General features: G+C 64.5%; 3 protein-coding genes. All 3 read right to left on the bottom strand.

Features of this window, described 5'->3' with window-relative positions:
* Window positions 1-753, bottom strand: a 753-nt coding sequence (locus EN964_RS38930) for a tetratricopeptide repeat protein (RefSeq protein WP_245490717.1), incomplete at its 3' end; no start/stop codon positions are given.
* The gene (locus EN964_RS38925) at window positions 753-1,265 is read right to left on the bottom strand and encodes a tetratricopeptide repeat protein (RefSeq protein ID WP_245490716.1); all 513 of its coding nucleotides are present in this window, start codon (window positions 1,263-1,265) and stop codon (window positions 753-755) included. The genes EN964_RS38925 and EN964_RS38930, both read right to left, overlap by 1 nt.
* Window positions 1,265-1,657, bottom strand: coding sequence for a response regulator transcription factor (locus tag EN964_RS32875; protein ID WP_127270163.1), 393 nt, complete (start codon window positions 1,655-1,657; stop codon window positions 1,265-1,267). The genes EN964_RS38925 and EN964_RS32875 overlap by 1 nt, the downstream gene beginning before the upstream one ends.
* Between the last annotated feature and the right edge of the window lie 354 nt (window positions 1,658-2,011).

Raw genomic sequence — 2,011 nt, 5'->3', positions numbered from 1 at the left:
TGCCAGCACATAGGCCGAAACCGTGGCCGAAAAGGCCTGGTCGATGCGGCCGTCGATCTGAACATCGGTGCGACCGTAGCGAGTCGCCATCCGGGTGTGGCCCGAAATGGTCGTCTGCGGGGTGAGCCGATAGGCAAGGCCGGTCGAACTGTCTGTCCAATCACCAAGTCCATCGGTGAGGTCGCTCACTTCGCTACCGATATCGAGCCGCCATTTGCGCGGCGGTGGTGCGGCCAGTCTCTGCTCGATGTCGCGCGAGCCGGGTTCGAGGGCAAGCGCCTGCCGGTAGGCATCGCGCGCGGCGTCGTCGTCGCCACGGGCGCGGCGCACATCGCCGATTCCCACCAGCGCTTCGGCATTGCGCGGATCAATCGCCAGCACCCGCTGAAACGACTGCTCGGCCCGCGTGTAATCCCGCTCGAGCAAAGAAATCCGTGCGTCGAGGGCGATCGCCTCGGCGTTGCCTGGCGCGGTGCCAAGCACATCATCGATCATCGCGCGGGCGCGCGGCACGTCGCCCTGCCAGATCGCCAGCCGGACCTTGCCGAGGCGGGCGTCGAGAAGGCCGGGCTTGATGGCCAGCGCCTGGTCGAAGAAATGCCCGGCCTCGTCGAATTTCTGTTGGGAGCCCGCCACGAGACCCATGGCGACCAGGATGTCGGTGTTTTTAGGCGCCAGCCCGAGCGCGCGGCAATAGGCGTTCTCCGCCTCGGGCAATTGTCCCGCCGCCCGCAATCTCTGGCCCTTCTCCATCAGGCCGGCGACAGGATCCGGCCGCGGCGGGCGCAGCTTCTTCCTCGCGGTCGCAGGCTTCTGCTTGCTGCTGTCGGCTGCTGGGCCTTGCGGATGTTGGCGACAAGCGTCGCCGCGTCGGCATTGCCCCGCTCGGCACGCGACACCTCTTCTGCCAGTTGCAGCGCGGCGTCCAGATTGCCGGAGCGGAACTCGACCTGAGCGATGCCGAAGCTGGCATCCAGATAGGTCGGCGCAAGCGCAAGCGCCCTGGAAAAGGCTTCACGCGCGGCCGGCAGATTGTTGCGGCCAAGCTCGGCGAAGCCAAGTTGCACCAGGGCATCGGCATTGTCGGGCTTGAGCGCCAGCGCACGCCGCAGCAGCTTCGCCGATTCGTCGAAATGCTGGGCTTGCCTGGCCTTGACGCCGGAGGCGTACAGTTCGTCGACCGCCTGGGCCAGCGCGGCGGCAGGCGCCGTTTCAACCGCCAGGAAAACGCATGCCGCAATGACGGCGCGCCGGCCGCGCCACATCAGCGTTTCCCGCTCTTGCGCGCCAGCAGGCGCGCAAGCCGGGCCAGCAGCTCCTCGGGAATGAAGGGTTTCACAAGGTAGTCGTCGGCCCCCTTCTCAAGGGCCGAGACGATGTCCCTTTCGCCCTTGCGGGCGGTCAGCATGACAACCGGGATTTCCGACAAAGCCGGGTCGCTCTTGATGCGGGCAAGAACCTCCAGGCCGTCGGCCTTGGGCATCATCGCATCGAGCACGATGATGTCCGGCGCCTCATGCTCCGCCTTCAAGAGCGCTTCCGCCCCGTCTATGGCCTTGATGACCTCGTATCCCTTTGCCCTGAGCCTGAATTCCATCAGTTCGAGCAAGAGGGGATCGTCATCGCAAATCAGAACTCTTGCCTTCGCTCCGTTCATCAGCCTTGCTCCGGTTCGCGCCTCGTTTTGCCGCTTGCCCCCCGGAGTGATTGATCCATGAACCGACATCCGCCAACGCGGTTCATGCAGACAGAGACATTCTTCTCAATCTCTCGCCGAGCTCCGCCGATGCTGCGCGATTATAGACAACCTGATTCGCTACGCCTGCACCTCGGCACAATCAGTAGATGAATAAGGCGACATGGTATAGGAGCCGTGAACGGCGTCGCACAGTCTGCAGCCAGACTGCGCTCGGTGCCCACGCCAAACGTCGGATCAGGCGCGCGATAGAAGCAATCTTTTGACTTCACCGGCAAGCGCAAGCGGGTCGAATGGTTTGGCGATCACCCCTGC

The organism is Mesorhizobium sp. M7A.F.Ca.CA.001.10.2.1 (assembly GCF_003998575.1).
Taxonomy (GTDB): Bacteria; Pseudomonadota; Alphaproteobacteria; order Rhizobiales; family Rhizobiaceae; genus Mesorhizobium.
This window is presented reverse-complemented; position numbering and strand designations above follow the sequence as displayed.

Excerpts from the sequence above, each read along its gene's own strand:
- EN964_RS32875 (WP_127270163.1), bottom strand. The coding sequence starts at position 1,657 with ATGAACGGAGCGAAGGCAAGAGTTCTGATTTGCGATGACGATCCCCTC.
- EN964_RS38925 (WP_245490716.1), bottom strand. The coding sequence starts at position 1,265 with ATGTGGCGCGGCCGGCGCGCCGTCATTGCGGCATGCGTTTTCCTGGCG.